The organism is Methylobacterium trifolii (assembly GCF_022179685.1).
GTDB classification, from domain to species: domain Bacteria; phylum Pseudomonadota; class Alphaproteobacteria; order Rhizobiales; family Beijerinckiaceae; genus Methylobacterium; species Methylobacterium trifolii.
On the sequence record NZ_BPRB01000219.1, the window covers coordinates 1 to 4,803 of the forward strand.

A 4,803-nucleotide genomic window follows, 5' to 3' on the forward strand; every position below is an offset into this window, starting at 1 on the left:
CGTGCTGAGGGCCGCGTTGTAATAGACGCCCGGCATCGTGCCGAGGTCGCGGGCCGAGCGCAGGCCTGCGCCCTCGTCCCGGCCGACACCCGCCACCGTGGCCGAGGCGAGGTAATCGGTCGCCTGGCTCAGGGGGGCGGACAGGATCGCTGCAGAGGTCATACCGCGAACTTTCCATCGAGCGGGCGACGGAATCGCCGCGGGCGGGCGCGGATGGCCACCCGGGTGATCGTCGCCGAGCGGCAACCGTGGCTCGAGAACTGAGGCGGGATGGTTAAAACGGGCTTAAAATCCGCGCTCATGCCCGGAAGCCCGCCGGATTCAGTCTTCGTGCGGCACCGTCAGCTTGATCGCGACGCCGTGCGCGTCGTCCTCGAAGACGTGGGCCACGTCCTGGACATGCCAGCGCAGCGCATCCCCGTGGAACGCGAGGATGACGCATTCGCCGATGCGCGGAATCTGCTCGCCCGGCGCGAACACGATCGTCCTGCGCTCCGTCGCGCTCCCCGGACCGGTGCCGAGGGCGACGAAGACCACGTCGATGCCGGACGCGCGAGACAACTCAAGATGCTCCATCGTCTCTCGTTCCCGCAAGACCCGCCCCGCTTGCCGGCCACCGCACGCGACGGGCGATCGGAACAGCAGAATTGGGACGAAGACTGACTAACCCAAGTCGCGATGTCCGAGAAGGAGGCTTTTATGTCTACACGAGGCCTGTGCGGCCTGGGGAATGGGACATTTCACGATCTCGGGGCCGGAGGGGATTCCGGTTCGGCGCGGAGCGGGTAGAAGCACGGGCCAGGGTCGTCCGCACGCGGCCGGCGCGATCGGGAGGGATGAGGACGTGACGTTACCCGTAATCGCGGCGGTGCTCCTGGCAGCGCTCCTCCATGCGACCTGGAACGCGATGCTGCGGGGCGGCGCCGAGCGGGTCACGGCCTCGGCGCTGATGGCGTTCTCCGGCGCGGCGGTCTCGGCCCCCGTCTTCCTGGTGCTGCCCTACCCGCCCCCGGCCGCCTGGCCCTGCGTCGCGCTCTCTGGGCTCCTGCATGTCGGCTACATGCTGGGGCTGGTGGCGACCTACCGCTCGGGCGACCTCGGCGAGACCTATCCGATCGCCCGCGGCTCCTCGCCGGCCCTGGTGGCGGTGGCCGCGGCCGTGGTGGCGGGCGAGCGCATCACCCCCGTGGCGATCCTCGGCATCGCGCTCGTCAGCGGCGGCATCCTGTCGTTGGCGCTGGCGCGGGGGGCCCGCATCGCCTCGGCGCCGGTCGCCCTGCTGACCGGATGCTTCATCGCGGGCTACACCATCGTCGACGGGATCGGGGTGCGGCTGACGAATGATGCCGTCGCCTACACAGCCGCGATGTCCCTGGGATGGGGCGCGCTGATGCCGTTCCTGCTGTTCCCGGCGCTCCGGCGCGCGCCCCGCCCCACGGGGCGGCAGGTCGCGGCTGGGGTTGCCGGCGGCATCGTCTCGATCCTCGCCTACGGCATCGTGATCTGGGCGATGCAGCGGGACGCGATGGGCATGGTCTCGGCGCTGCGCGAGACCAGCGTCCTGTTCGCGGCGGTGATCGGCCGGGTCTTCCTCGGCGAGCGCCTCACCGCACAGCGCCTCGCCTCCTGCGCCGCCATCGCGCTCGGCGCCGGCTGCCTTGCGCTTGCCTCCTGAAAGAGACCTCCACGATGCACATCCTCGCGATCCTGCTGGCCCTCTGGGCCGCCCCGGCCGCCGCGCAATCGGCGACCGACCCCGTCGCCACGGTCCGCGCCTTCTACGCGGCCGACGACATCGATGCCGTGCGCTTCTACGCCCGGCGCCTGCGCACCCTCTACGCGCGCGATCGCAAGGAGGCGGCGGGCGAGGTCGGCCACCTGGGCTTCGCCTTCCACGTCAACGGGCAGGACACCCAGGACGGCTGGCAGAAGACCCTGGCGCTCAAGGCGCTCTCCGCGGAGGCCGACACGGCCGAGGTGCAGGCGACGTTCCGGAACTTCACGCCGCAGGACCTGCGCTACGACATGGTCCGGGAGGACGGCCGCTGGCTGATCGCGGACGTGCGCTCCCTCAGGAAGGAGACCTGGCGGCTGACGACGATCCTCTCGCGGCCCCTGCCCTGAGGCCGCCCGTTCTCGACACGCCCCCCGGGCCTCTCTACACGGGCAGCGCATCGCCCGGCCGCCGGCCGGGTCGTCCCGTTCCCAGCCCCGTCCGCCGTCCGGAGGGGGTGCAGGCCGCCCGCCGCCATGCCCGATCTGCTGCTCGAACTCCGCTCGGAAGAGATTCCCGCCCGCATGCAGCGGCGCGCGGCCGAGGACCTTCGCCGCCTCGTCACCGACGCCCTGGTCGAGCGCGGCTTCCTCTATGACGGCGCCAAGGCCTTCGCGACGCCGCGGCGGCTGGCCCTCCACGTCGCCGGCCTGCCCGCCCGCGGCGAGGCCGTGCGCGAGGAGCGCCGCGGCCCCCGCGTCGGCGCGCCGGACGCCGCAGTGCAGGGCTTCCTGAAGGGCGCCGGCCTCACGAGCCTCAACCAGGCGCGCACCGTCACCGATCCGAAGAAGGGCGCGTTCTACCTCGCCGTGATCGAGAAACCCGGCCGCGACACCCTCGACGTGCTGGCCGAGATCCTGCCGCAGATCATCAGGAACTTCCCCTGGCCGAAATCCATGCGCTGGGGCGCGGCCTCGGCCCAGCCCGGTTCGTTGCGCTGGGTGCGGCCCCTGCAATCGATCGTCGCGACCTTCGGGCCGGAGACCGAGACGCCGGAGGTCGTGCCCTTCTCCGTCGACGGGATCGCGGCCGGCACCACCACCTACGGCCACCGCTTCCTCGCGCCCGAGCCGATCGAGGTGCGCCGCTTCGACGACTACGTGCGGAGCCTGGAGCGCGCCCGCGTCGTCCTCGACGCCGACCGGCGCAAGGACATCATCCTGCACGACGCCCGGGACCTCGCCTTCGCCCGCGGCCTCGACCTCGTGGAGGACGAGGGGCTGCTCGAAGAGGTCGCGGGCCTCGTGGAATGGCCCGTCGTGCTGATGGGCTCCTTCGACGAAGCCTTCCTGGACATCCCGGCCGAGGCCGTGCGGGCGACGATCCGGGCTAACCAGAAGTGCTTCGTGCTGCGCAAAGCCGGCTCCGAGGCCCTGGCGCCGGCCTTCGTCCTCGTCTCGAACCTCATCGCCAGCGACGGCGGCCTCGCCATCACCGCCGGCAACGAGCGCGTGGTCCGCGCACGCCTGTCGGACGCGAAGTTCTTTTGGGAGACGGACAAGGCGACGAAGCTTGAAGATCGCCTGCCGAAGCTCGATTCCATCGTCTTCCACGAAAAACTCGGCACGCAGGGCGAGCGGGTCGCGCGCATCGCCGCCTTGGCCCGGGAACTCGCGCCGCTGGTGGGCGCCGACCCGGACTTGGCCGAGCGCGCCGCGCGGCTCGCCAAGGCGGACCTCGTCACCGAGATGGTCGGCGAATTCCCCGAGCTTCAGGGCCTGATGGGCGCCCGCTACGCCGCCTTGCAGGGCGAGCACCCGAGCGTCGCGGCGGCCATCGAGGAGCATTACAAGCCAGTGGGCCCGAGCGACCGTGTGCCGACCGATCCGGTCTCGGTGGCCGTGGCGCTGGCGGACAAGCTCGACACGCTGGTGGGCTTCTGGGCCATCGACGAGAAGCCGACCGGAAGCAAGGACCCTTATGCGCTCCGGCGGGCGGCGTTGGGTGTGATCTCAATCATAAATACCAACAAGATACATTTCGATCTCCGATTTTTGCTGGAAGCACATCTGCTTCAAATTCTAAGCATTGCAGCAGAATATGAATACGAAATTTTTAATAGCATAGATACATCGATGCCTAACCAGAAACTAGAGAACACCATCAACAGTTTTAATCAAAAATCTAACATCGGAAAAATAGTAGTTTCTGCAGACCTGAATTCAAATATCGCACTTTTGTCTAATATGCAGCGCAGTAGCGAATTCAATATTACCTATGAGGCTTGGCAAAATGCTCGGGGAAATCTCTCTGAGAGAATTGATGCTGTAAGAACTATTTATAAAGATTTTTTTGATAATCAGACTGGCCTCTGGGCTGAGGGGACATATTGGGACTCACACGAAAATGACGAACTACGTCCATTTATAGAAAAATCTGTCGGACTGATCGAGCTTTCGATTGAAGAAAAGTTAGTCAGCCTTGTCAATTTTTTCGCCGACCGCCTCAAGGTCTATCTCCGCGACCAAGGCGCCCGCCACGACCTGATCGACGCCGTCTTCGCCCTGCCCGGCCAGGACGACCTCCTGCAGGTCGTCCGTCGCGTCGAGGCGCTTGGAAAATTCCTCGACACCGAGGATGGAAAGAACCTGCTGGCCGGGGTCAAGCGCGCGTCCAACATCCTGCGGATCGAAGAGAAGAAGGACGGCCGCGCCTACGACGCGGAGCCCGACGCAGCCCTGGCCGCCGCTGGCGAGCCCGAGGAGCGGGCGCTGGCCGAGGCTCTGGCGGTCGCCCGCACGGATGCTTCCGCGGCCGTGGCGGCCGAGGATTTTGCCGGCGCGATGCGGGCACTCTCGTCGCTTCGCGCGCCGGTGGATGCGTTCTTCGAAAAAGTCACCGTGAACGCCGACGACCCACGCCTGCGCGAGAACCGCCTCGCCCTGCTCGCCGCCCTGCGGGCGGCCACCCGAGAGGTGGCGGATTTTTCGCGGATCGAGGGGTGACGCCGCCCCTCCCCCCTCTGCGGGGGAGGGTGGCCCGCGAAGCGGGTCGGGAGAGGGCAGCGCCGTATCCGGAAAGGGCGCTCC

At 68.0% G+C, this 4,803-nt stretch carries 3 protein-coding genes and 2 pseudogenes; 4 read left to right on the top strand and 1 reads right to left on the bottom strand.

Annotated features, from left to right (window positions below; translation table 11 throughout):
• Positions 1 to 321: 321 nt before the first annotated feature.
• Complete coding sequence (locus COGEMETH_RS18405; RefSeq protein WP_238184058.1) at positions 322 to 561, bottom strand: hypothetical protein; 240 nt, start codon at positions 559 to 561, stop codon at positions 322 to 324.
• Positions 562 to 844: 283 nt separating this feature from the next.
• Here COGEMETH_RS18405 and COGEMETH_RS18410 point away from each other — a divergent pair, with 283 nt between their 5' ends.
• From COGEMETH_RS18410 to COGEMETH_RS25730, 4 genes and pseudogenes are all read left to right on the top strand, one after another.
• Positions 845 to 1,675, top strand: a complete 831-nt coding sequence (locus tag COGEMETH_RS18410; protein ID WP_238184059.1) for an EamA family transporter — start codon at positions 845 to 847, stop codon at positions 1,673 to 1,675.
• A 14-nt stretch (positions 1,676 to 1,689) separates the two neighbouring features.
• A complete protein-coding gene (locus tag COGEMETH_RS18415) occupies positions 1,690 to 2,124 on the top strand; it encodes a DUF3828 domain-containing protein (RefSeq protein ID WP_238184060.1) in 435 nt (144 codons plus the stop codon).
• A gap of 126 nt (positions 2,125 to 2,250) precedes the next feature.
• Positions 2,251 to 3,753: pseudogene (glyS, locus tag COGEMETH_RS25725) on the top strand (glycine--tRNA ligase subunit beta); the annotation flags it as partial.
• A gap of 441 nt (positions 3,754 to 4,194) precedes the next feature.
• Positions 4,195 to 4,719, top strand: a pseudogene (locus tag COGEMETH_RS25730) (DALR anticodon-binding domain-containing protein); the annotation flags it as partial.
• Positions 4,720 to 4,803 lie beyond the last annotated feature (84 nt).

What these genes read in the sequence shown, in the direction of transcription:
- COGEMETH_RS18415 (WP_238184060.1), top strand. Translation starts at nt 1,690, where the DNA reads ATGCACATCCTCGCGATCCTGCTGGCCCTCTGGGCCGCCCCGGCCGCC.